At 60.6% G+C, this 23,847-nt stretch carries 18 protein-coding genes; 6 read left to right on the forward strand and 12 right to left on the reverse strand.

Going from position 1 to position 23,847, the window contains the following annotated elements:
* Nucleotides 1-16: 16 nt before the first annotated feature.
* Entirely contained in the window at nt 17-1,138 is a 1,122-nt protein-coding gene (locus PMI03_RS17915) for a BMP family ABC transporter substrate-binding protein (protein ID WP_007695931.1), read from the reverse strand.
* A gap of 237 nt (nt 1,139-1,375) precedes the next feature.
* Here PMI03_RS17915 and PMI03_RS17920 point away from each other — a divergent pair, with 237 nt between their 5' ends.
* Genes PMI03_RS17920 through PMI03_RS17935 form a run of 4 tightly spaced genes read left to right on the forward strand, consistent with a single transcriptional unit; the run spans nt 1,376 to nt 4,721 of the window.
* Nucleotides 1,376-1,612, forward strand: a complete 237-nt coding sequence (locus PMI03_RS17920; RefSeq protein ID WP_229202649.1) for a hypothetical protein — start codon at nt 1,376-1,378, stop codon at nt 1,610-1,612.
* The gene (locus PMI03_RS17925) at nt 1,609-2,271 is read left to right on the forward strand and encodes a Rieske (2Fe-2S) protein (RefSeq protein WP_007695934.1); all 663 of its coding nucleotides are present in this window, start codon (nt 1,609-1,611) and stop codon (nt 2,269-2,271) included. Before PMI03_RS17920 ends, PMI03_RS17925 begins: the two co-directional genes overlap by 4 nt.
* Nucleotides 2,271-2,903: a glutathione S-transferase family protein gene (locus PMI03_RS17930; protein WP_007695935.1), complete on the forward strand. Its 633-nt coding sequence runs from the start codon at nt 2,271-2,273 to the stop codon at nt 2,901-2,903. The genes PMI03_RS17925 and PMI03_RS17930 overlap by 1 nt, the downstream gene beginning before the upstream one ends.
* 18 nt (nt 2,904-2,921) lie before the next feature.
* Nucleotides 2,922-4,721, forward strand: coding sequence for an adenine deaminase (locus tag PMI03_RS17935; protein WP_007695937.1), 1,800 nt, complete (start codon nt 2,922-2,924; stop codon nt 4,719-4,721).
* Nucleotides 4,722-4,764: 43 nt separating this feature from the next.
* Here PMI03_RS17935 and PMI03_RS17940 read toward each other — a convergent pair whose 3' ends face one another.
* From PMI03_RS17940 to PMI03_RS17985, 10 genes are all read right to left on the reverse strand, one after another.
* Nucleotides 4,765-6,381, reverse strand: a complete 1,617-nt coding sequence (locus PMI03_RS17940) for a GMC family oxidoreductase (RefSeq protein WP_007695940.1) — start codon at nt 6,379-6,381, stop codon at nt 4,765-4,767.
* Nucleotides 6,382-6,480: 99 nt separating this feature from the next.
* Nucleotides 6,481-7,554 (reverse strand): ABC transporter ATP-binding protein, encoded by a 1,074-nt coding sequence (locus PMI03_RS17945; RefSeq protein ID WP_007695941.1) that lies wholly within the window; start codon nt 7,552-7,554, stop codon nt 6,481-6,483.
* A 1-nt stretch (nt 7,555) separates the two neighbouring features.
* Entirely contained in the window at nt 7,556-9,487 is a 1,932-nt protein-coding gene (locus PMI03_RS17950) for a glycoside hydrolase family 127 protein (RefSeq protein WP_007695942.1), read from the reverse strand.
* 26 nt (nt 9,488-9,513) lie between these two features.
* On the reverse strand, nt 9,514-10,392 hold the full coding sequence (locus PMI03_RS17955; RefSeq protein ID WP_007695943.1) for a carbohydrate ABC transporter permease: 879 nt from the start codon (nt 10,390-10,392) through the stop codon (nt 9,514-9,516).
* Complete coding sequence (locus PMI03_RS17960) at nt 10,389-11,306, reverse strand: carbohydrate ABC transporter permease (RefSeq protein WP_007695944.1); 918 nt, start codon at nt 11,304-11,306, stop codon at nt 10,389-10,391. Before PMI03_RS17960 ends, PMI03_RS17955 begins: the two co-directional genes overlap by 4 nt.
* A 71-nt stretch (nt 11,307-11,377) precedes the next feature.
* A complete protein-coding gene (locus PMI03_RS17965) occupies nt 11,378-12,616 on the reverse strand; it encodes a sugar ABC transporter substrate-binding protein (RefSeq protein ID WP_039974283.1) in 1,239 nt (412 codons plus the stop codon).
* Nucleotides 12,617-12,683: 67 nt separating this feature from the next.
* A complete protein-coding gene (locus PMI03_RS17970; protein ID WP_052034289.1) occupies nt 12,684-13,682 on the reverse strand; it encodes a LacI family DNA-binding transcriptional regulator in 999 nt (332 codons plus the stop codon).
* 179 nt (nt 13,683-13,861) lie between these two features.
* The gene (locus PMI03_RS17975) at nt 13,862-15,172 is read right to left on the reverse strand and encodes a glycosyltransferase (RefSeq protein WP_007695948.1); all 1,311 of its coding nucleotides are present in this window, start codon (nt 15,170-15,172) and stop codon (nt 13,862-13,864) included.
* A gap of 14 nt (nt 15,173-15,186) precedes the next feature.
* The gene (locus tag PMI03_RS17980; RefSeq protein ID WP_007695950.1) at nt 15,187-19,167 is read right to left on the reverse strand and encodes a non-ribosomal peptide synthetase; all 3,981 of its coding nucleotides are present in this window, start codon (nt 19,165-19,167) and stop codon (nt 15,187-15,189) included.
* Between the two features lie 95 nt (nt 19,168-19,262).
* On the reverse strand, nt 19,263-19,595 hold the full coding sequence (locus PMI03_RS17985; RefSeq protein WP_174053460.1) for a hypothetical protein: 333 nt from the start codon (nt 19,593-19,595) through the stop codon (nt 19,263-19,265).
* 315 nt (nt 19,596-19,910) lie between these two features.
* Here PMI03_RS17985 and PMI03_RS17990 point away from each other — a divergent pair, with 315 nt between their 5' ends.
* Complete coding sequence (locus PMI03_RS17990; protein ID WP_007695956.1) at nt 19,911-21,662, forward strand: ATP-binding protein; 1,752 nt, start codon at nt 19,911-19,913, stop codon at nt 21,660-21,662.
* On the forward strand, nt 21,659-22,969 hold the full coding sequence (locus tag PMI03_RS17995) for a sigma-54 dependent transcriptional regulator (protein ID WP_007695957.1): 1,311 nt from the start codon (nt 21,659-21,661) through the stop codon (nt 22,967-22,969). Before PMI03_RS17990 ends, PMI03_RS17995 begins: the two co-directional genes overlap by 4 nt.
* Nucleotides 22,970-23,001: 32 nt before the next feature.
* On the opposite strand, the gene PMI03_RS18000 is transcribed toward PMI03_RS17995, so the two are convergent.
* Complete coding sequence (locus PMI03_RS18000) at nt 23,002-23,847, reverse strand: carbohydrate ABC transporter permease (protein ID WP_007695959.1); 846 nt, start codon at nt 23,845-23,847, stop codon at nt 23,002-23,004.

Raw genomic sequence — 23,847 nt, forward strand, 5'->3', positions numbered from 1 at the left:
TGGGCAATGATATCGGTCAGGCGCTGAGGCCCGTGACACCTTCGACCGACCAATCCCAATTGTAGAGATCGTTGTCGGTCATCGCTTGGCCGGCGGCGACGCGGACCTTGCCGGTCGAATCCTTGATCTCACCGGCAAACGGCGACCAGCCGCCGATGATCTTCTCGCGCACCGCATCGGCTGCGGCGGCGACATCGGCCGGAACCTTCTCGCCCCATTTGTCGCGATCGACGCCGGCGCCCATGGCAAAGAGCGTGTCGCTGGGTGCCCAGGTGCCGGCGAGACGCTTGGCGACCTGATCGACGTAGAACTTGTTGAAATCGATGAGGACTGACGAGACGTAGGAATTCGGGCCATAGCGGCGGACGTCGGTGTTCCACATGGCGGCCCAGACGCCACGCTTTTCGGCGACCTGCAGGTAGCCAGCTTCGTCCATGATGCCGAACAGGAAGTCACAGCCATTGTCGATGAGCGCCGTGCCGGCCTGGGTTGCGGCCTGCGGGTCGAACCAGGAATTGATGGCGATGGTTTGCAGCGTTGCATTCGGATTGACGGAGCGGGCGCCCATCAGGAAGGCGTTGGTGGAGGCGAACACAGACGAGACGGGGAAGGAGGCGACATAGCCGAGCTTGCCGGTCTTCGACAGGTGGCCGGCGGCAACGCCGATGACATAGGTCGGGTACCAGTGTGCCAGGTAATACCAGCCGAGATTGTCCATGTTGACGAGGCCGCCGCATTCGAGGAATGCGACCTCCGGAGCCTGCTTGACCACAGCATGCAGGAAGTCACCGTTCGAGGACGTGTCGAAGATGATGTTGGCGCCCTGGCTGACAAACTGGCGATAGGTGCGCGTCGCGTCGGCCGAATAGGGGATATTCTCGACTTCAAGAATCTTTTTCAGCTTCGGATAAGCGGCCTTGACCGCGAGCAGGCCCTGGTGATGCGCCCAGGTCCAGCCTTCATCCGAAATCGGCCCGACATGGCCGAAGCCGACGACCGCATCCTCTTCCTTAATCGCCGGAAAGGATGCCGCTGCGAGCGCCTGGCTGGCAAGGCCGGCAGGCAGCGTCAAGGCGGCCGCACCGGCGGCGCTCATATTCAAAAATCCGCGACGGGACAGCGAACGCAAGTCAATCATGAAATCCTCTTTTGGTTTGGCACGCCAACCGCGTCCGGAGGAAATCGACGCAACAATTATGCCAGTTGCGGCGTGCGAGAGCGATGCCATCTGTTGGGCCGTTTCGGAAGTCTCTTGAATTTTTAGGGGGAGGGCGGCTAGAATGCCCAAAAGTGAAGCATGTATATTTTTTATGCATACTGAGTATTTTTGATGCGCAAGGTGAGGCATGGCTAGGGCGAACGGACATTCCGCGACATGACCGATCGGGCGCGATTTATCTTTCGAGGGCAGATGGTCTGCGACAGTTTCATCGAGTTTGCGCAGCATCGCGCCCGGCGGCTGGATCTGGACATCGAGATGGAAGCCTGTGATGCGATGTCGGCGACGCTCGCCGTCAAAGGGCAGGAAGATCTGGTCGACGCCTTTGAAATGGCCTGCAGTCTCGGGCCGTATGACTGTATCATTCTCGATATCGAGCGGAGTGACATATGAAACTGGAAGCGGGATGGGTGCCTGTCGCCCTGTCGGCATCGATCGAGCCGGGGACCTCGGCGGGTGCCGTCGTCGAGGGCAGCGAGATCGTCGTCTGGCGCGACAATAGTGGCAAGGCACATGTCTGGGAGGATCGCTGTCCGCATCGCGGCATGCGCCTCAGTTTCGGCTTCGTCCGCGACGATCACATCGCCTGTCTCTATCACGGCTGGCAGTACGATACCGCTGGGCAATGTCGCTACATTCCGGCGCATCCGAGCCTCGAGGTGCCGCAGACGATCAAGGTGCCAACTTACCTTGCCGAGGAAAGATACGGGACCATCTGGGCGACAACGGCGCGGGAAGCCTTGTTGCCGGAGATCGACGCGGCGATGGGCGTTACCCCGGTACGCAGCCTCTATGTCGAGCGCGGGGCGGACGATATTTTGGCGGCGCTGGAGAAAGCTGGCGTGGGCAATTTCGCCGGGAATGCCGGTACAGTGGAGCTTGGCGACGACAGGTTGCTGGTTGCGGTTCAGGTCGTCTCGCCGGAAAAGACCGCCGTTCACATCGTCATTCTTGGATCACCGGCGGTGAATGCCGGAGCCAAGCAGAAGCATTATGCGCAATGGGCCGAGGGTCTTCGTTTCGATCTTGAGCATATAGCGGAGGTCGCCTGATGGCGGAGATCACGCTCTATAATTACGAGATGGACGAGGGGAGCTATCGCGTTCGCCTGCTGCTCTCTATGCTCGGCCTCCCATACAAGACCATCGCCGTCGACATGTTTCCGGGCAAGGAAGAAAGCAAGTTGGCCATGCTGGCGCTCAATCCGCTCGGCACCATGCCGGTGCTCACCGACGGAGACCTCGTGCTTCACGGCACGGAAGCGATCCTCGCCTATCTGGCTAAGGCTTACGATCCGGCGCGGCGCTGGCTACCGGAAGATGCCGCGGATTTTGGTTTGACGACGATGTGGCTGCATTTCTCCGCGACGGCGCTTGCGCCTGCCGTTGCCGCGCGCCTGCAATCGCTCTTTGATACGCCGGGCGACGAAGCGTTCCTCAGCGCCGCCGCTCGCAAGGCTTTCCGCGTTATGGACGACCATATGACGCTCCGCCACTTCGACGGCTTCGAGTGGTTCGTCGGCGATCGGCCGACGCTTGCGGACCTGACGCTGTTCCCGTCCTTTGCCCTCAGCCGCGACTACGGCGTCGGTCACGACGACTATCCGGCACTGCGCTGGTGGCTGCGTCGTTTCCGCGCCATCGACGGCTTTCGAACCATGCCCGGCATTCCCGATTATCATTGATTTTGAACTGGATATCCGATGACGCTCACCCGTTTTTCCGTCAAGCCGCTCTCGACCATGACGCGCACGCTCGCCGATGTCGCCTCCGCCCGCCGGGATCCCGATCTGGTCATTCAGGGCGCGCGGGTGCTCTCGACCTATTCGGAGCGCATCCTTGCCGACAAGGAAATCTGGATCTCCGGTGGCCGCATTGCCGCAGTCAAACCGGCCGGCAGCTACCGTGGCGGCGGCGCCAAACTTTACGACGCCAGGGGCGGGATCATCGCGCCCGGCCTCGTCGATCCGCATATTCATATCGAATCCAGTATGGTGACCGCCTGCGCCTATGCCGAGGCGGCTCTTCTGAACGGTACGACGACGATCTTCTGCGATAGTCACGAGATCGGCAATGTCATGGATGTTGCCGGTGTCGAGGCAATGCTGGAAGATGCCCGCCAGGCGCCGCTGTCGATCTTCCTGACCGTGCCGAGCACCGTGCCGGCCACGTCGCCTGAGCTTGAGACCGCCGGCGGCGACCTGACGCCCGCAAAGATCGCTGATCTGTTCGACAAGTGGCCGGAAGCCGTGGCGCTCGGCGAGAAGATGGACTTCGTGCCGGTGGCAATGGGCGACGAGCGTAGCCATGCCATTCTGGCGGCAGCGCTGGAGCGCGGTCGCCCGGTCTCGGGCCATGTCTACGGCCGGGAATTTGTGGCGGCCTACGCGGCATCCGGCGTGACCGATACGCATGAGGCGATCGACCGTGAAATCGCTGATGATCTGCTGGAGGCCGGTATCTGGCTCTTCCTGCGTGGCGGTCCGCCGACGACGGCGTGGCATAGTCTGCCGCATGCGATCAAGACCATCACGGAACTCGGTGCGTCCCACAAGCGCATTGCGGTGTGCACCGACGACCGCGATGCAGACGATCTTCTGCTCTTCGGTCTCGATTGGGTCACACGCCAGGCGGTCGTGGCCGGCATGACGCCGGAACAGGCTTGGGCCATGGGCTCGTTGCATGGCGCGACACGTTTCGGCATGGAGAATGAAATCGGCGGCCTCGGCGGCGGGCGCCGCGCCGATCTCGTGCTTCTGACAGACGATCTGAAGCCGGTCAGCACCTGGTATGGTGGCGAACTGGTGGTCGACGACCGCAAGGTCACGCCGGTTCTCGATGCCGCCCTGTCCAATCCCTACCGTTATCCGGAGGCCGCCTACCACACGGTGAAACTGCCGAAGAACCTGAAACTGACACCGGAACTGCCAACCGAGCCGGTGATCGCCCATACGATCAAGACCGAATTGCCGGGCATCGTGCTCGGTCATGTCACAGTCGAACTCGAACCGGCCAATGACTGGCAGACGCATTTCGACCGTCACGGCCTCTGCTTCGTCACGGTGGTCGAGCGCCACGGCAAATCATCTGGCAACGTCGCACATGGTCTTCTGAGCAACTTTGGTTTGAAGAAGGGAGCGGTCGCCTCCTCCGTCGGGCACGACAGCCACAACATCATCGTTGCCGGCACTAACCAAGCGGACATGCAGGTCGCGCTCGATGCGATCGAGGCTAAACAGGGCGGCGCATGCGTCGTCATGGACGGCAAGGTGACGGCCATGGTGCCATTGCCGATCGCCGGCCTGCTCTCCGACAAGCGTGTGCACGAGGTTGCCGAAGAGGTGAAAGCCTTGAAGGTCGAATGGGAAAAGGCCGGCTGCACCATTCCCTATATGGGCTTCAACCTGATCCCTCTCTCCGTCATTCCGGAAATCCGCATCACCGATAAGGGCCTGGTGCTTGTGCCGGAGATGACGATCGCGCCATTGTTCGAGCCAGCTTGATAACAGGGGAGCCCGGTCTCATCGCCGGGCGTCTTTACCGCTTTTAGAAACCATTCCCGATCATCTCAGCCGCCTTCGAGCCGATCGCCATGGCCGGGGCATTGGTATTGCCCGAAGGGATGAACGGGATGATCGAGCAATCGATGACTCTGAGGCCGTCGATGCCGCGTACGCGAAGCGTCCCGTCAACCACGGACATCGGATCGCTGTCCGGTCCCATGCGCAGGCTGCCGGATGGATGGTAATTGGTCTTGACGGTTTGGCCGGCGAATTTGGCGAGAGCCTCGTCATCCTGCAGGGCCGGGCCGGGGAGGATTTCGTCCGCAATCTTCAATTTGAAGGGTTCCGTTTCCAGCAATTGCCGCGCGACCTTCAGCGAGGCGAGCGTCAGGCGCAGATCGTCTGGGTCGCCGAAGAAGTTGCAGTCGACCAAGGGCTGATCCGGCGGATTAGCCGAGCGTAGCTTGACGCTGCCGCGCGCCTTTGGGCGTAGCAGGCAAGACGTAAAAGTGACGCCGTGGGTCGGTTTGGCGGAAGAGACATCGCGGTCGAGATAGACGATCGGGGCGCAATAGAGCTGGATCGATGGTCGATCGCTGCCATCCGGGTCGTAGAACAGGCAGGATTCGATACCGGTGGTCGTCACCGGGCCGGAGTTGAAGAGCAGATATTGCAGCCCGTTGCGCAACATCGGCCAGCCCTTGTCCTCGCCGAAATAGCCCGACTTCTCCTTGGTCGTGGCGATAACCGGGACTTCGTGATGATCCTGCAGATTAGCGCCGACGCCGGGGAGATCGAGAGCAACGGTAATGCCATGCTCTCGCAGATGGTCGGCCGGACCGATGCCGGAGAGCATCATCAGCTTGGCGCTATTGTAGGTGCCAGAGGCAACAAGGATTTCGCGCTCCGCCCGAGCCGTGTGGCTTTCGCCATTAAGGGTGTAGGTGACACCTGTCGCACGGCCATTTTCGAGGACGATGCGATCGACGCGGGCGTCGGTGATGATATCCAGGCGTGGATCTCCATCGAGCGGATCGAGGAAGGCCTTCTTGGCGTCGGAACGCTCGGTCTTGCCGTTCCATTGGCCGTAGGTGTGCTGCATGATGCCGACGCCGTTTTGTCGGACGCCGTTGAAGTCCGGATTGTAGGCATGGCCGAGCCCTTGAGCTGCCAGCAGGAAATCCTGTGTCGTGTCGCAGGTATATTGTGGCTCCGAGATGCGCAGATTGCCGGAGATGCCGTGGTACTCATTGTTGAAGCGCGTATTGGCTTCAATGCCCTTGAAGTGCGGCAGCATGTCCTCGTAAGACCATTCCCTACCGTTGCCGAGATGGGCGGCCCAGCCGTCGTAATCCTCTCTCTGGCCGCGCATATAGACCATGGCGTTGACGGCGCTGCCGCCGCCGAGGGCCTTGGCGACCGGAACAATGGGGCCGCGACCACCAAGCTGCGGCTGCGAAACCGTATGGTGCATTTCGAGAAAGTCGTCGCGAGCGAGATATTTCATATAGCCGGCGGGAAAGGCCATCAGCTTGGCGGTCTTGCGCGGCCCGCGCTCGATGATCAGCACTGAAAAGCCGAAATCCCGCACCAGCCGCATGGCCGCAACGCACGCCGCCGAGCCACCGCCGGCGATAATGAAATCATACGTCTTCGCCACCAAAACTCCCCCCTTGATCCGGTCTGACGGCGCAAACATCGCCATAATTTTCATTATTGGTCAAACGATTAGGCCGCGTCACTTTGACAGAGCAATGCATCAGCGCAGCCGGTTTCCCTGTCCGTCGAAATAGCGGCGTCTCTCGGGCGCACAGCGCAGATGAAGCGTGTCGCCGCGCTGAATATCCGGACCCTCGCGATACTCGGCGATCAGGCTCTGACCGTCCTCCGTCTGGCAATAAAGATAGCGGGTGCCCCCGAGATATTCGTCGAAATCGACCTTTACCCGAACCGCATCATTGCCGTCCGATACGACAACCAGATGCTCCGGACGCATGCCCAGCATCAGTTTTTCGCCAGCTGCGAGATTGGCCTGCCCTATATCGGCCTTGACGGAGCCGCCCGGGATTTTGACAAGGCCATCTGAGTCCCATTCGGCTGCGATCATGTTCATCCGCGGTGAGCCGATGAAACCGGCGACGAAGATGTTGGCGGGGTCTTCATAGACCTCGCGCGGGCTGCCGACCTGCTCGATCTTGCCGTCCTTGAGCACGACGATCTTGTCGGCAAGCGTCATCGCCTCTGTCTGATCGTGCGTCACATAGATCATCGTGTTGCCGAGCTCGCGGTGCAGTCGGGCAATTTCGATACGCATGGAAACGCGCAGCTCCGCGTCGAGGTTGGACAGCGGTTCGTCGAACAGGAAGACGTCCGGCTTGCGCACAATCGCCCGGCCAATGGCGACACGTTGGCGCTGGCCACCGGAAAGCTGGCCCGGCCGCCGATCCAGCAGATGGTCGATCTTGAGGATCGCGGAGGCCGCCTTGACGCGCGTCTCGATCTCGGCGGTCTCGGTTCGGGCCATCTTCAGCCCGAAACCGAGATTGTCACGCACACTCATATGCGGATAGAGCGCGTAGGACTGGAAGACCATGGCGATGCCGCGCTCGGACGGGTCGAGATCGGTGACGTCCCGACCCTTGATGGCGATCTCGCCATCCGTTACTTCTTCCAACCCGGCGATCATCCTGAGCAAGGTCGACTTGCCGCAGCCCGAGGGACCGACAAAGACGACGAATTGCCCCTCCTCGACCTCGAGATCGATGCCGTGAATGACCTCCAGTCCGCCGTAACTCTTGCGGACGCCGGTCAGCCTCATGCTGTTTTTCGCCATGTCAGGCTCCGCGCTGCAACTGGTCGGCACGGATCCAGACCAGCATTTCGCCCGGTTCGCGGTTATCCCAGAGATGATAGGGAACGAAACGCGCTGTCGCGGCACGGCTTTGTGGCGGTGCTGTCCGATAGAGGTCAGATCCCCAGTCCACATCGTCGCGCTTTACCGGAATGTCGAGCGCAATAGCGCCTTCCAGCGCAGCAATCTCCGCTGTCTGCGCAGCCGCCGGATCGCCGGCAAGCGAGATGCCATTGAGGTCCGCGCCGTTGTCGGTGGTCTCGACGCAATAGACCAGTGGTCCGCGCATCAGTGCCGCGCGGCCGGCATCCTGGCGCACCTTGGGATTGGCAAACAGGGTGCGTGGGATCAGCGGAATGTTGAGATCGACCCTGTCACCGGCCTGCCAGTCGCGCTCGATGCGCGCATAGCCGTCGATAGTGACGGCGGAGAGGTCGACGGGTACGCCATTGACGGCAAGCGTCGCGCCATCGGCCCATTCCGGTATGCGCAATGACAGCGCGAAGCGGGCGTTGCGGTCGGGATTGACCTCGAAACGGATAGCGCCGTCCCAAGGGTAACGCGTCTCCTGAGCAAGTTCGACCGTCACGCCGCTTGCAAGCGGAACGCGGGCTTTGCTTTCACCATAGAGATGCACGGCAATTTCATTGTCTGCCGCGGCATACATGTAGGAGCCGATCGAGGCGAGCAGGCGAGCGATGTTCGGCGGGCAGCAGGGGCAATGATGCCAGGTCCAACGATGATGCTTGCCGCCGCTCTCGAGAGGATTTTCATAAAAGAAGGTCTTGCCGTCGAGCGAAAGCCCAGCCATGGCGCCGTTATAGAGCGCCTGTTCCATGATGTCGGCATAGCGCCGGTTCGGCCCGCGGCCGAGCATGCGGTTCGCCCAGAAGACCAGGCCGACCGAGGCACAGGTCTCGGCATAGGCGCTTTCGTTCGGCAGGTCGTAATAGTCAGTGAACCCTTCGTTGGAAGCCGCTGGCCCGATGCCGCCGGTGACATACATCTGCTTGGTGGTCAGGTCGTCCCACAGTGTTTCCAGCGCCGAGGTCAGGCTGTCGTCGTTATATTCGGTCGCGATATCAGCCATGCCGGAATAGAGATACATGGCACGCACTGCATGTCCCACAACCTTGGTCTGCTCACGCACCGGCTGATGCGCCTGATTGTATTCGTAGGTTTTCTGCACGAATTTCGCCGGGTCGCGGCCATCGCGCAGCGCTTCATCGGTGAAGAAATGCGGTTCCTGACCGCGCTCGTCGACGAAATATTTGGCAAGATCGAGATATTTCTTCTCGCCCGTCACACGGGCAAGCTTGACCAGCGCCAGCTCCACTTCCTCATGGCCGCAATAGCCCGGCAGTTGGCCCTCGCCATGGCCGAAAACCGTGATCATGTAATCGGCGAAGCGGCTCATGATGTCGAGCAGCTTGCGCTTTCCCGTTGCCTGATAATAGGCGACGGCAGCCTCGATCAGATGGCCGGCGCAGTAAAGCTCATGATGGTCGCGAAGATTGGTCCAGCGACGGCCGGGCTGGACGCGCTGGAACCAGGCGTTCAGATAACCGTCCTTGTCCTGCATCTTGCCATACATGTCGATGATGGCATCGGCGCGGGCCTCAAGCTCCGGGTTGGGGCGACGATAGAGCGAGTAGGCGATGGTCTCGATGGATTTGCCGAGGTCGCTGTCCCAGAACATCTGCGTCGAACCCGACCATGTCTGGAGCGGAATGACGATGCCGGGGCTTGGCTGCTCGACATCGATCGCCTGGATCATGCCGGCCTCGACACAGCGGTCGAGCAGGGTGGCAGCCGTCGAATTGCAGATCGCGTCCTGACGGGCGCCGAAAAGGCCGTGCAGTTCGACATTCGGAACGGGCAGCGGACGGAATTGGCGATTTTGCTTGTTTGACATAGCGTTAATCCGTTTCGTTAGAGTATTTATTTCACCGCGCCGGCCATCAGGCCGCGCATGTAGTAGCGTTGCAGAAGCAGGAAGACGATGACGCAGGGAATGGTCATGACGGCGATACCGGCCTGGACCGCGCCCCAATTGACGGCGCCGAGCCGCCCGGTCCTGACGGCGATCATCAGCACCGGTAGGGTGAATTTCTCACTGCTGGAAAGCAGGATCAGCGCCGCCAGGAATTCGTTCCAGGCGTTGAGAAAGGCGAAGATCGCAACGGTCGCCACGCCTGGCAGCACCAGAGGTAGCAGCACACGGAAGAGCAGCTTCAGGTCCCGCGCCCCGTCGATGCGCGCGGCCTCCTCGATCTCCTTTGGCACCGCATCGAAGGCGTTGCGCATCATGAAGACCGAGAAGGGCAGCTGAAGGGTGACATAGACGAGCGTCAGCCCGATGAGCGAATTGTTGAGCCCGAGCTTCGCCAGCATGATGAAAAGCGGAGTCAGGATCGACTGGAAGGGGATCATCAGCGTCGCGATGATCAGGACGAAGAAGACGTTCTTGAACGGAAACTGGTAGCGCGAGAAGCCGTAACCGGCGAGCAGGCTGACCGTGACGGTGAGGACGACCGTCGCCACCGAGACGAAGAGAGAATTCAGAGTGTGCTGCAGGACGCCGGCGCCGAAGCCATCGAGGGAACGATAGGCGTCGAGGCTGAAGCCGCTCGTCGGCCAGGGCGGCAATGGCGGCAGGCTCGCCTCCGTGCCGTGCCGAAATGATGAGAGCAGGGCGATCGCAAAAGGCGCGAAGAAGAAGATGACGATGATGACGCCGACGCCGTGATAGCCGATGCCATCTAATAGTTTCCGTCGCGCTCGTCGCTCTTTTGCGGGTGTGAAATTCGCGATGGTCATGGACGGTCCTCCCCGACGCGCAGCAGCCAGAGCTGGACGATGCTGATCAGTACGAGAATGACGAGGAGAACGATCGACAGTGCCGCGCCGTAGCCGAGATTGAAGGACACGAAGGACTGGTTGAAGATATAATAGACCACCGAGATCATCCGGTTCTGCGGTCCGCCGCTGGTCATGATGTAGAACTGGTCGAAGGCGAGCACCGAGCCGGTAACCGAGATGATCAGGGCAAGCGCAATGGTCTTGCGCATCAGCGGCAGGGTCAGAAAGCGAAAGCGCTGCCAGCGCCTGGCGCCATCGATCCGAGCCGCTTCCGTCAATTCGGATGGGATGGCCTGCAGGCCGGTCAGCAGGATGATCATGGTGAAGCCGGCGATCTTCCAGACCACCATGACGACGATGGTGGCAAAGGCCATGTCGAAATCGGCAAGCAGGTTCGGCTTCTTGTCGACGAGGCCGAGCGCCTGCGCCACTGGTGAGAAAAAGCCGCTATCGACATTGGCAAGCCATACCCAGAGCAACGAAGCGGTCGCCAGACCGACGACGACGGGCAGGAAAATGATGGTGCGATAGAAGCCGACGAAAGGCCGCTGCTTTTCGACGTAGAGTGCCAGGGGAAAGGCGACAGCGAAGATCGCGATGGTGACGATCACCGTGTAATAGGCGGTGAAACGCAAGGCCGCCATGAAGCGGATATCCGATAGCATCCTCGTGTAGTTGCTGAAGCCGATCCAGCGCGGATTGCCCAGCAGCGGCCAATTGTGCAGGCTCATCCAGCCGGTGAAGAGAACGGGTACGACGAAGAAGACGATCACGAGCGCCATGGCCGGCGCGATGTAAAGAAATCCGTGCCAGTTGGCACTTCGCCGCCGTGTGCGCCGCCGCACTGCTCCAATAGCTCCAGGGCTCGCCATGGAATGCTCCTGATGTTCCGATGGGAAGGACCGGGAGACTTTAAGCCTCCCGGTTGGTCGAGCGATTTTTGTTACTGGGCGTTGTCGATGATCGACTGCATTTCCGACTGCGCGTTGGAGAAGGCAGTGTCGACATCGTTGCCGAAGATCGCGGCGTTGGTGAAGCCGGCCCATGGCCCGTTGGCGCTGTTGATCAGATCGTTGAATTGCAGCGTATAGGGCGTCTTGGCAACGGAGATGGCTTTCAGGCCAACCTGCATGCGCGGATCGAGGCCCTGAAGCACCTGATCGGCAATATCGCCGCGCGTCGGCAGGCTGCCATATTTCGCCATGATCTTCTGGCCTTCCAGCGAATAGGTGTATTCGAGGAATTTCTTCACCGCATCGAGTTTCTTCGTGCCCTTGGAGATGACGAAATTATCGCCGCCGGCAAAGGAGGACGGGTTACCGTCGACGCCGGGGATCAGGGTCACGCCGAAATGGATATCCGGATATTGCGTGATCAGCGTGCCGATCGAGAAAGCACCGATGGTTTGCTGGCCGATCCTGCCGTTGCTGATGCTGAGGAAGTTGGCGCCGGTATCGCTGGCGGCACCTGCGGGAACCAGATCCTTCTTGACCATGCTGCGGTAGATATCGACCGCCTTGCGCATCTGCGGCGTATCCAGCGTCGCCTTCTTGCCATCAGCCGAGAGAATATCGGCGCCGGCGCCCCAGACGAGCGGTGTAAAGGTGAAGATCATGCAGCCGCCACAGCCACCGCCGGAGAAGTAGAAGCCGTAGGTGTCGCCGCCGAGCGCGCGGATCTTTTCGGCATTCTTCTCGATTTCGTCCCAGGTCGTCGGCGCCTTGTCCGGGTCGAGGCCGGCCTTCTTGTAGAGATCCTTGTTCCAGGCAAAGACCGAGGTCTCGACGGAAAGAGGCAGGCCGTAAACATGGCCGTCATAGGTGCCGAGCTTCACATGCGATGGTGAGAGCGAGTTGAAATAGGGCAGGGCCTTCGCCCAGTCCGTCAGGTCTTCGAGCTGGCCCGCCGCGGCAAAGGCCGGGGTGTAGATCAGGTCCATCGACAGCGCGTCCGGGGCCTGGCCGCCGGCGATCGCGGTCGCATATTTCTGCACGAGCTCGGAGAAGGGCACCTCGGTGAGGGTGACCTTGTCGTCATGGCCGGCATTATACGCCTCGACGACCTTCTTGAAGGAATCGCCGATGCCGGACCGCACCCACATCGAGATATTTTCGGCGGCAGACGCACTTGTCATCAAGCATAAGGATACGAGGCCTGTCGCGGCCAGAAGTCGCTTCATCATGTTTCTCTCCTCCCATGGGCGTTTCTCCCGCCCTTTTCCTCAACCAGTCAATTCTCGAGGTTTCCCCTCACGACTGCCGCACGATCAGTTCGCACGGCAATGTTCTGATCCCCGGTTCAACGGCGCGTCCCTCCGCCAGCGCCAGAACCGTCAGCCCGGCTTCCCGCCCGAGCGCCTTGAGATTCATATCCACCGTCGTCAGTGGCGGCCGGGTTTGGGCGGCGACAATCTCCCAATTGTCGAAACCAACCACGGACACATCCTCCGGTACCCGTACGCCACGCTCGCGCAGCGCATCCACGACCGCTCGCGCGATTTGGTCGTTGCCGCAGAAGATGCCGTCCGGCTTTAATCCGGACGCGCTCCACAGCCTGGCAACGGCCTCGTGCCCCCAGGCTTCGGACCATTCGCCATACATCACCGGCAAGGTATCGCCGGCGAGATCACGATAGGCCTTGGCGCGCTCGCGCACCGAGACGAAACTGTCCGGCCCGGTGATGTGAGCGATCCGTTTGCCGCCGAGGCCAATCAGCCGCTCGACGGCGAGCGTCGCCCCCTGAAAATCGTCGGCGCAGAAGGTGACGCTGTCGGCCGTCCCTTCGGTGAAGGCGTAGACGACCGGCACGGGCAGGTTGGACAGATCCACCGGCAGCCGGCGATCGATCCTCTTTCCCGAGGCGATGATGCCATCGACGTGCTTGTCGAGCATGGCGTCCACATGAACCTTTCCGAGCGCAGGATCGTCTTCGATCGTGCAGAGAAACACCGAGACACCGTGATCCACGAGCGCTTCCGTAATGCCGGCCATCACCGGGAGGGTGAATCGTCCGTAGGTATCGTTGGTCAGAAGACCGATGGTGAAGCTGCGGTTGCTGAGCAAACCCTTGGCCAAGGCATTCGGCCGAAAGCCGATTTCGGTCGCGACCCGCTTGACCCGCTCACGCGTCTCGTCGCCCATTCGACCGGTATTGTTCAATGCCTTCGATGCCGTCGAAATGCTCACACCCGCGGCGGCGGCAACATCGTGAATCGTCGTCCGCCCGCTTCTGCCACGCTGATTTTCCAGATGTCCGCTCCCGAATTATTTGTAGTGAGAAAAGCTTTTCTCATATCGAGAGTCAAGATGAGAAAAGCTTTTCTCAAGATTTTCTGATGGTGCGGTGCAATCACGGTTGAGCCTCGGCCGCCATGGAGCCGAAAGCTCCATGGCGGCCGATCGCAATGCATCAAACAGAAAAGGTTCACTCAGGCGGACTTGAGCCTGCTGCTGCTTTGGGGGATTGTGGTGGAAGATGGCAGCAGGCCCCAGGTTCGCAGCGCATCTATTGCGCTTTCAACGCCTTGCTCCGCCCTCAGTTCCTCGCCGAGCTTTCTCGCCGCCTCGCACATTTGTGGTGCGTCGGCGCCCAAAATTGCCGAAGCGAGCGAAGTGGCGGTCAATTTTTCTCTCGGCAACGCTCTGGGAGCGACACCCAGATGTTCGAGCCTTGCAGCCCAGAAGGGCTGATCGCCAAAAACAGGTGTGACGACCGAGGGAATGCCGGCTCTGGCGGCGGCGGCTGTTGTTCCCGCGCCGCCATGATGCACGGCCAGGGCCATGCGCGGCAGGAGCCAGTCATGCGGCGCGCGCTCAAGGGCGAAAACCGTGCTGCTATCGAAGTCAGCCTTTTCGCTTAGACCTCCCCATCCTGTCGCCAGGACGGCGCGCTTGCCGGTCATCTTGACCGCACCGAGTATCGTATCGGTAAATCCCGCCGAATCATGATGCATCATGCTGCCGAAGCCGACATAAATGGGCGGCGGACCACTCTCCAGAAACTGCATCAGAGCTTCGGATGGCTGCCATGTGTCCCTGCTTTCCAGATACCATGGCCCGGTCACGCGGGTTTGCTCGGGCCAGCTTGCGGAAGGTTCGATCAGTGTCGGGCTGAAGCCGAAAAGGCGCGGATGGTTGAGAAACTGCGCCTGAAAAGGCGCAAAGCGCGGATAGGGCGGTAACCCCAGAGCAGGCCTGACGATCTCGTTATAGGCGGGCTTCAGGGTCTTCCAGACCAGAAGACGGGCCGCATGGCCGAGCGCCTTGTTGGCAAAACCCGGAAGGCGGTACATCCATTGCGGCAGGGGCAATGGCGGAGATGTGTGAGACGGCAGCGTCGGCATCAACTGGCTTTCCACGACCGGCACCCCAAGGCGCTCCCCGAGCGATGCGGTCAGATAATAAACCATGCCGTTGCCGATCAGCAGATCAGCCCCTTGCGCGGCCGCGCGACCCTGTTCAGCCCAGTCGACGGCCATGGCCAGCAATCTGCGGCGGGCTTCCGCCATGATCGCGAACGAGGCAAGTCCGCGCTCCATCGTTCTCTGGTCGCTTCGCATCCAGGCGAGAAAATCACCGTTCAGGCAAGCGTATTCTATGTCGTTTTCCCTTACCAGATCGGCGCAACTCGGGTCGGTGGCAATGCGGACCTGATGGCCCGCCTGCTGCAACCCCAAGGCAAGGGCAACCAGGGGACGGACATCGCCTTCCGTCCCAATGGTGAAAATGGCAATTCTCATGAGCTTGCGATCCTCTATGCCGTCATGGCATTTTCGGAATAGTCGGGTGCCCGCAAAACCAGGAATTCGCGAAGCACCTCTGCCTGAACGACAGCACCAATTTCCGCCGCCGGGGCGGCATCGAGCATTTCCTCGTGATGGCAATTGAGATGACGGCGATAAACCCGCCCGCCGACATGCGGGAGCCACGCTTCGGCGCGATAATTCATCACGTCATCGATGGCTTTTCCCTTGCCGCGATTGGCTGAGAAGAAATGCATGTCCAGATCGGTAAATCCCGGCTTGAATTTTCGGGCAAGACCGAGGTGATGGATGATGATCGCGCGCGCCTTTTCCAGAATGTCGGGTTCATATGTCTGGATTTCATGGATCAGCGGATGATTGCCCCTATCATACTGGGCAATCAGATAGTCATACAGGATGGAGAAGGCGGGCCGGCTGGGATCGAGTGCGCCTATATCGACATCGACGCCGAGGAAGCCGAGTGCCGCCTGAACCAGAATGACGTCATCCGATGACGCATCACGGACCTTCTGGAGATAGGGATAGGAATCCAGCAGGCCGAGGAAGGCCACCGTCTCATCCTCCTCCCGCAATTGTCTGGCCATCTCGTGAGCGACGAGGCCGCCAAAGGACCATCCCAGGATATGGTAGGGACCATTGGGCTGTATCTTGCGTATGCGGTCGACATAGCGCTCGGCCATTTCCTCGACGGAATTCGGCAAGGCGGAAGGATCGCTCAAGCCTTCCGATTGCAGAGCGTAGATCGGCATGTCCTGTGCGATATGCTCGGCAAGCGAATGAAAGGCCCAGCCCATGCCGAGAACCGGATGGATGCAGAACAGTGGCGCCGAATTCCCGTTTTTGCGGATCGGCAGCACCGGATCGAGATACTCGTTCTTCGCAGTGGGATTGCCGATCAGCACGGCGAGGCTGGCAATTGTCGGCAATTCAAAAATCGCACCCAGCGGAATGGCCGTGTTGATTTTCGAGCGTACGGCGGCGATCATTCTGGCGGCGGCGAGTGAATCGCCGCCGAGCTTGAAGAAGCTGTCGTGGACGCCGACCTCATTGAGTCCGAGCGTTTCGCACCATATGCCGGCGATCATCTTTTCCGCCTCGGTGCGAGGCGCAACAAAGCCTTCCTGGATCTGCCATTGGGGCGCCGGCAGCGCATGCCGGTCAATCTTTCCGTTCACGTTGAGCGGTATGGCATCCAGCATCACAAAGGCAGAGGGAATCATATGGCTCGGCAGGCTGTGGGCCAGTCTGGCGGAGAGATCGGTTTCGCCAATCGCATCGCCATGCGCTGAGACCAGATAGGCGACAAGCCGTTTGCCCTGGCCGCGATCCTCGCGAAGAATGACAACCGCCTGACGGATTTCAGGCTGCGAAACCAGAGCAGCCTCGATCTCGCCGGGCTCGACGCGGAAGCCGCGGATCTTGATCTGATGGTCGTTCCGGCCGAGATATTCCATCACGCCGTCACCGCGCCAGCAGGCCATATCGCCGGTGCGATACATGCGGCTGCCATCGCCCGCGAACGGGTCGGGCAGAAAACGTTCCTGCGTCAGATCGGGCCGGTTGAGGTAGCCTTTCGCGACCCCCGCGCCGCCAATGTAAAGCTCTCCGGCGAAACCGGGCGGCAGGGGTGCGCCGTTGCGGTCCAGAACGTAAAGCCTGGTGTTCCAGATTGGGCGACCGATCGGGGGCATGTCGAGATCCTTGCCCTTCAGCGGCATCGCGGTGGACCAAATCGTGGTCTCCGTCGGGCCATAGACGTTCAGCACCGCATGATCGAACCTTGCCATCTTATGGGCAAGATCAGCCGGAAGTGCTTCCCCACCAACCACCGGGCGCAGGCCGCGCACGCCATTGCCGTGATCATCGAGCAAGGCGCGCCACAGCGATGGCGTCGCCTGCATGATGGTGGCCTTCGATTGCTTGAGAAGCTGTGCAAGAGCCGCCGGATCCCGCACGGTTTCGCGAGGGGCGATGATGGTGCGTGCGCCCGCCAGGAGGGGTAGATAAAGCTCAAGTGCCGCAATATCGAAGGCGATGGTGGTGACGGCCAGAAGACGATCCTCTGCCTTCATCTTCAGAAGGTCCTGCATGGCAAACAGGAAGTTCGTCAGCGCGCGATGCGGGATCTCCACGCCCTTCGGCCGTCCGGTAGAACCGGAGGTGAAAATGACATAGGCCCTGTCGTCGGGTGAAGGCGTGCCGGTCACCAGATGCGGCGAGCAATCCTCCGGATGATCGAGGAGCACCGTCGGGATGCCCTCAACCGGAAGCTTCGACGCAGCTTCGCCCGTGGTGATGATCGCGCTCGGCTTCGCATCCTCGAGAATGATGCCGATACGGCTTGGCGGATCGGAAGGATCGAGCGGCAGATAGGCGGCACCTGCCTTGAGTACGGCGAGCAGACCGACGAGCATCTGCTCCGAGCGGGGAACCGCCACAGCCACCAGATCGCCACGCACGACACCGCGCTTGCTCAGAAGTCCGGCCCAGTTGTCCGACGCAGCATCCAGCTCGGCATAGGTCAACTGTTTGTCCCCGAAGGCAACGGCAATGGCATCGGGATTGTTGGCCGCCTGCTGGCGGAAAAGTTCCGGCCATGTGAGATCGGGGACCGCACGGGCCGTATCGTTCCACTCCACCAGGACCTTTTGCCTCTCTTCATCCGAGAGCAGGCTAAAGGAGCTCAATTTCTGCCCGGGCTCCGTCAGCAGCGTATTCATCATCTGCGTGAAGCGCGCCTCGTGCGATTGGAGTTCCTCCATGCTGTAGAGACCGGGATTGGCATCGAAGTCGACGCGAATCTCGCTGCCGTCGCCGCGATCATAGGCAAAGATCGTCATGTCGTTCATCGAACCGTTGGATAGGTTGTGAACTGTTGTCGGATGGCCGGCGAAGCGAAGATCGTAGTCGAACGGCTCGATATTGACGCCGAGCCAGGCGATCTGTTCGTCGTGGCGCAGAAGACCGAAATCCCGGCGCATGTCTTCATAGCGATAGCGCTGGTAGCGCAGCGCCCGCATCATCTGCTGCGACACCTGCTTGACGAGTTCCTGCAGCGTCAGGTCGGGCGAGAGCTTGAAACGCAGCGGAACGGCATTGGCCATCATGCAGGGAACGCGACGCATGGCCGGGTTGATGCGCGCGGTCAGCATCGTCAGTATGACCAGATCTTCGCAGTCGGTCGCCCGGGCGTAGTAGGCTGCGACGAGTGCAATCAGCATCTGCGGAACAGAAGCACCCAGCTCTTTTGCAACCTTGCCGAGGGTATGGGCATTTTCGGCGGTCAGATAGGTGCTGTGGCGGAGCATGCCGCCTGTCTGCGTCGAGCGCCGTTTGGCCAGCGTCGGCGGCGGAGGGGTTTGCTGGAGCTGATCCGTCCAATAGGCGCGGTCGCGTTCGAAATGCTGTGAGGTGCGGTAGGCCTGATCGGCTTCCAGCATCTCTTCCAGCGTGCCGTAATCGACCGGTGCGGGCTCCCGCCCTTCTTCCAGCGCCGTATAGATTTCCGCGACACGCCGCGATGACAACCCGGCCGTGAAGCCATCAAAGGCGATGTGATGCGCCCGCTGGAACCATAGCCAGTGATCGTCGGCAAGCTTGATGAGCGCGCTGTCCCACAACCTGTCATGCGCAAGATCAAGGGGAGCCAATACTTCCGCTGCCATCCAGGCTTCCGCTGTCCTTCGCGGTTCCTCGGTGGTGGAAAAATCGATCACGCTGAATTCGCCCTCGAATTCCTCCAGCACGATCTGGTGAGGCTGACCTTCGATCTCGTGAATACGAAGCCGGGTGGCGTCGATCTCTTCCGTCAATTGACGTAGCGCCCGCCGAAAATTCTCCGGATTAACCGGCCCGTGGATTTCGACTGATTCCGCAAGATTGAAGATAAGGCCGGCCGCCCCAACCTTCTCGCCGATCCACATGCCGGCTTGCGCCGGAGAAATCGGGAGACGTCTCTCCTTCCTAGTCATTCTTAAATCCTTAAATCCATATCTCTTTTGAAAACCCTACAGTAGAGAACGGCGGCGGATGCAGAACGGGTTTTTGGGTTGCTGCTTCAGACCGCTTAAATGCCGAACGGCCCGTTGATCGGACAGTCTTCTCCCATGGCGCAGTCGCCATATTGCCGGATTACGGTCCGGTCTTTGCTCAACGCACTAGTCACCTTGAAACCTTTCAGCGTGGAGTAGATCGTCTTCATCGACGGGCAGCCCACAGCGGGACCGATCGCCCGCTTGAGCTTGCCATGATCCTCCTCGACTGCATCGCCGAGGTGTGTCGTCTGCCGGTATCGATGGTCAGTGGCTTTCCGCAATCCTTCGGCCCGGCAAGGGCCTTGCCCGGGTTGAAATCGCGCATCAAAAGCTCCGCGGTCGATAATGGTGATCAAAGTCAGCAAGCGACGAATTTTGCAGCAGGGTCCGATCGAGCAACGCAAACAAGGCGAGCTGTGCTCCCCTTTTTGCCGGCACCGTCAGTGCGCGGAAATTGCTGTGATTGTCCGACGACATGACCCTTTCCTCTCCGACTAGGCCCAATACTTCGACGCTCCGCGCATGATGCAAGAGATCTCCGTATGCTACCAGTAGCTAAAGAAAGTTTGACCTAAATTACTGTTTTAGATCATATAATTTTCTATTTTTGCTGCGGCGCAATGTGATTTTGTGCAAAATCTTGCATAGCGAATATGAGGGGATTGCAGTATCCTGCACTAATGAAGCATTTGCCGTTAAAAGCCAAAATCGCCGCGCCGATCGCAATCCTGCTGCTGATGGCAGGACTATGGGGATTGGCGACGTTCTGGATGGAGAAGGACGCGCTTGCGCGGCTAGGGGCGAGTGCAGAGCTTGTTGCCCGTCAGCAAACCCGGTTCATGGATAGCGAACTCGCCAAATATCGGCTGCTTCCCGTGGCGCTCGGGGAGTACAGCGACCTGGAAGATGCGTTGGCCAGCGGATCGCCTGCGGTAGCCTCGCGTCTTAACGAAAAGCTTGCATTCCTGGCCTCGCAGACCGGTGCGCCCGTCATTTACATCATCGACGGCAATGGGCGGGTCATTTCCGCCTCGAACGCCGATACCCCGGAGAGCTTCGTCGGCCGTAACTACGGGTTTCGTCCCTATTTTACCGATGCGTTGTCCAGCGGCTCCGCAGAATATTATGCCGTCGGCGATCTCAGCGGGCGCCCGGGTTTGTTTCTTTCGCGGCGGGTCGGCAACGCAAAGGGCGCACTCGGGGTGGTGGTCGTCAAGTATGAGTTTCAGGCACTGCTGCATGTCTGGGCCGAGGATCCGGGTCAGACCTTCGTGATAGATCCGCGCGGCATTGTCCTTGCCTCGACCGATCCGGGAGAGGAGCTGCGGACATTCCGGCCGATTTCTGCCGTGGATCGTGCGCAGATTGCCAAAAGCGGTCAGTTCAGCAACGTGCCGCTGGAGCCTAGCCGCCACAGCTTCGAAGCGGACGGCATGATGCGTGACCCATCAGGCGCCTTGTTGATGCCGGTTGACGAGCCGATCGCCGAGACAAAACTGAGGCTGATCCATGTGGTGAAGGCCGCGCCAGCGCTGCGCGGCGCGCGCGATCTTGCTTGGCTGACTTCCATTGCCGCGACCATTGTTCTGGTTGCCATCGCCGTCACAATCTACTGGCGCATGACGCGCGCGGCGCGGATCGCCGCGGATCGGGCAGTGCTTGAAGCCGCCGTCACCACGCGCACAGCCGAACTGAGCTCGGAGATGGCGGAACGCGAACGCGCGGACCGCCGCTTTCGCGAAGCGCGGGAAGAGCTCGCACAGGCAAACCGGCTGGCCTCTCTTGGTTCGATCACTGCCGGCCTGATCCATGAGATCAATCAGCCGGTGGCCACCATCCGTACGCTCGCCGAAAACGCGCAGCATCATCTAGCAAACGCCCGCATGGATCGTGTTGCCGCCAATCTGGCCACAACGGTTGAACTGACGGCCAGGATCGGCGCGATCACGCAGGAAATGCGGCGTTTCGCGCGACGCGGGAAGGGAGAGACCGGCCGGGTGCCCCTCGATGGGATGATAGAGGGCGCGTTGCTTCTGATCGGCGATCGCTTCCGCAATGCGCAGGTGCGGCTTGATCTGCCGGAGCCCGGCCAGCCGGACGTGCTTGCCAATAGGGTTCAGCTGGAGCAGGTGCTCGTCAACCTGCTGCAGAATGCACTGGACGCAGTGGCGGGCCGTCCCGATCCACGCGTTGTCCTGAGCATTGACGGAGATGAGACGTCGGCCATGCTCGTCGTTGCCGACAACGGCCCCGGTATCGATCCCGAGTTGGGCGAAAAGATCTTCAGCCCGTTCGTGACCAGCAAACCCGACGGTTTGGGTCTTGGGCTCGGCATCGCGCGCGACATCGTTGCCGAACTGGGCGGCACGCTGAAAATCATGCCGTCGTCCCTCGGGGGCGCGGCTTTTGTTGTCAAGGTAAGACGAGCATGACACAGGTCGAAACGTTGCGCGTAATGCTTGTCGATGACGATGATGCTTTTCGTGTCGCGCTGGCGGATTCGTTTGCAATCGCCGGGCTGGATATCGAAACTTATGGTGACGGGCACTCCGCGTTGGCGAGCCTGAACGCCGACTTTCCGGGCGTCCTCGTCACCGATATCCGCATGCCTCGCGTGGATGGGCATGGCGTGCTGGATGCCGCTCTGGCCCGCGATCCGGAACTCCCTGTGATCCTGATGACGGGTCATGGCGATATCGCCATGGCAGTGGCTGCACTGAAGCAGGGCGCGTTCGATTTTATCGCAAAGCCATTTGCCACCGATCACATGATCGCCAGCGTCCGCCGTGCGCTCGAGATGCGGCGCCTGGTTCTGGAAAATCGTCGCCTGCGCCTGGCCGCCGCCGAGGCCGAAGAGAGCTTGCCGCTGCTCGGCGAGACACCCGTCATGGTTCGGCTGCGCGAGACCATCCGCCAGCTGGCGAGCGTCAACGTCGACGTGCTGATCGAAGGCGAGACCGGCACCGGCAAGGAGCTCGTCGCGCAGCTGCTGCATCGTTGGAGCGCGCGCCGCGCCCGGCGCTTCGTGGCCGTGGACTGCGCGGCTCTGCCCGACGCTATTGCCGACGAGGCGCTGTTTGGCAATCGGCTCCAGCGCGGGCGGATCGCCGATGCGGACCGCGGCACGCTTTTCCTGGACGAGATCGACAGCATGTCGTCCGCATTGCAGGGGAAACTGTTGCGGGTGGTCGAAGAGCGCGAATTGCCCTCGGTTTCGGGTGAGCCCCGCGCCGTCGATTTGCGGATCATTGCTGCCGCCAAGGATCATCTTGCCGGCGCCGTCGCTAACGGGCGCTTTCGTTCAGACCTTCTCTATCGGCTCGAGACGGTGCGGTTGCGAATTCCGCCCCTGCGTGAGCGGCGGGCGGATGTTGGGCTGCTCTTTGCCTACTTCATCGGCGAGGCCGCCAAGCAATTCGGGCGGCCGCGCCCGGTCATCAACGCCGCGATCGAAGCGCGGCTGATCTCGGATAACTGGACCGGCAATGTTCGCGAGTTGCGAAACTTCGCGACACAGACCGTGCTCGGTCTCGGGCTTGCCAACGACGACGATGGCGACCGGCTTTCGCTATCCGAGCAGATGGATCGTTTCGAGATCGGTATCATTCAGGCGGCGCTCAACCGCGCTCAGGGGGATGTGGGCCAGGCCGCCGAAGCCCTCAAGCTGCCGCGGCGAAGCCTTTACGCCCGGCTGCAGCGCCATGGCATCGACGGGGCGGCTTTTAGGAGTCGTGGCTGAATGGCGGTTGACAGGACAACATCATCCGCACTTCAGCTCTTGACCGAGCCGGCCGTCATGCCGGCCAGGAAGTAGCGCTGGGCGACCAGGTAAAGCACCAGAAGCGGAAGAGATCCAAGCACGCTCATCGCCATCATCTCGTTCCATTCGAAGGCATGCTGGCCCATCAGAAGCTGGATTCCAATCGGGACGGTTCGAAGATTCATGGATTTCGTCAGCGTCAGGGCGAAAAGGAATTCGTTCCAGGCGAGCAGAAAGGTGTAGACGGCCGTGGCGACGATGCCGGGGATGGAAATGGGAACGATCACCCGCCAGAGGGCCGTCCAGCTCGAGCCACCGTCCACCAGCACGGCTTCGTCCAGTTCCTTCGGCAGAGTGTTGAGGTAGCCGGTCATCAACAGGATGGCATAGGGCAGGGTGAAGACCATGTAGGTCAGGATCAGCGCCAGATAGGTGTCGAAGATCCTGAAGGCCACCACCATTCCGAAGTAGGGAATGAGCAGGGTGATCGGTGGGACGGTCTGCGTGCTGATGATGAACACATTCAGCGTGTTCTTGAACCGGAACGAATAGCGGCTGAAGCCATAGGCGGCCAGGATGGCGATGACGAGCGTCAGCAGGGTGACGACGCCGGCGACGAAGTAGCTATTGATGAAAAACCGCACCTTTACCGGGTCGTTGAAGATCGTCAGATAAGCCTCGATCGTGAAATTTTCCGGCAGCAGCCTCGGCGGAAGGGCGAAGATTTCGGTGTTCGATTTCAGCGAACTGAAGAACAGCCACACGATTGGAAAGGTGGCGAAGACCAGGCCGGCTGCCAGTCCGATATAGGTCAGGACGGTCGGCAATACCGAGTTTTTGAAGGAGCGCTTTGCCAT

The sequence above is a fragment of the Rhizobium sp. AP16 genome, assembly GCF_000281735.1.
In the GTDB taxonomy this organism is placed as follows: Bacteria; Pseudomonadota; Alphaproteobacteria; order Rhizobiales; family Rhizobiaceae; genus Rhizobium; species Rhizobium rhizogenes.

Excerpts from the sequence above, each read along its gene's own strand:
- PMI03_RS17915 (WP_007695931.1), bottom strand. The coding sequence starts at position 1,138 with ATGATTGACTTGCGTTCGCTGTCCCGTCGCGGATTTTTGAATATGAGC.
- PMI03_RS17925 (WP_007695934.1), top strand. The coding sequence starts at position 1,609 with ATGAAACTGGAAGCGGGATGGGTGCCTGTCGCCCTGTCGGCATCGATC.
- PMI03_RS17935 (WP_007695937.1), top strand. The coding sequence starts at position 2,922 with ATGACGCTCACCCGTTTTTCCGTCAAGCCGCTCTCGACCATGACGCGC.
- PMI03_RS17945 (WP_007695941.1), bottom strand. The coding sequence starts at position 7,554 with ATGGCGAAAAACAGCATGAGGCTGACCGGCGTCCGCAAGAGTTACGGC.
- PMI03_RS17995 (WP_007695957.1), top strand. The coding sequence starts at position 21,659 with ATGACACAGGTCGAAACGTTGCGCGTAATGCTTGTCGATGACGATGAT.
- PMI03_RS17990 (WP_007695956.1), top strand. The coding sequence starts at position 19,911 with ATGAAGCATTTGCCGTTAAAAGCCAAAATCGCCGCGCCGATCGCAATC.
- PMI03_RS17975 (WP_007695948.1), bottom strand. The coding sequence starts at position 15,172 with ATGAGAATTGCCATTTTCACCATTGGGACGGAAGGCGATGTCCGTCCC.
- PMI03_RS17980 (WP_007695950.1), bottom strand. The coding sequence starts at position 19,167 with ATGACTAGGAAGGAGAGACGTCTCCCGATTTCTCCGGCGCAAGCCGGC.
- PMI03_RS18000 (WP_007695959.1), bottom strand. The coding sequence starts at position 23,847 with ATGGCAAAGCGCTCCTTCAAAAACTCGGTATTGCCGACCGTCCTGACC.
- PMI03_RS17955 (WP_007695943.1), bottom strand. The coding sequence starts at position 10,392 with ATGACCATCGCGAATTTCACACCCGCAAAAGAGCGACGAGCGCGACGG.
- PMI03_RS17960 (WP_007695944.1), bottom strand. The coding sequence starts at position 11,306 with ATGGCGAGCCCTGGAGCTATTGGAGCAGTGCGGCGGCGCACACGGCGG.
- PMI03_RS17920 (WP_229202649.1), top strand. The coding sequence starts at position 1,376 with ATGACCGATCGGGCGCGATTTATCTTTCGAGGGCAGATGGTCTGCGAC.
- PMI03_RS17965 (WP_039974283.1), bottom strand. The coding sequence starts at position 12,616 with ATGATGAAGCGACTTCTGGCCGCGACAGGCCTCGTATCCTTATGCTTG.
- PMI03_RS17950 (WP_007695942.1), bottom strand. The coding sequence starts at position 9,487 with ATGTCAAACAAGCAAAATCGCCAATTCCGTCCGCTGCCCGTTCCGAAT.
- PMI03_RS17930 (WP_007695935.1), top strand. The coding sequence starts at position 2,271 with ATGGCGGAGATCACGCTCTATAATTACGAGATGGACGAGGGGAGCTAT.